This window comes from Photobacterium sp. R1, assembly GCF_054600795.1.
Genome location: NZ_BAAHZP010000413.1, coordinates 1 through 290 on the forward strand (window position 1 = coordinate 1; position 290 = coordinate 290).

The window sequence follows — 290 nt, forward strand, 5'->3', positions numbered from 1 at the left end:
CGTGACAGGGTGCCCCATGCGGGCGGCGCTTTGGCTGGCGTCGTGACATCTGCGATTTCTTCCGCGACGGCGACACAATAGCCCCATGCAAACGCTGCCTTGCACCAAAACTCAAAGGCTTTTTGCCCCCCGGCCACAAAAGCAATTTTCAGATTTCCCGCCGGGTGACGGTGTAACCAGTCCAGCAACTCAACGGCAGAACTGCAGCGAACCCAACCCGCCCCGGTATATTCATCATCGGGATCCCAAACGATGACCCGCTTCGCCTTATCAATGACTCGCTTCACATG

At 57.2% G+C, this 290-nt stretch carries 1 protein-coding gene; it reads right to left on the reverse strand.

Translation table 11 applies throughout. The annotated features are described in order from the left end of the window. Nucleotides 1-290, reverse strand: a 290-nt coding sequence (locus tag ACYP03_RS25655) for a hypothetical protein (RefSeq protein ID WP_459782627.1), incomplete at both ends; no start/stop codon positions are given.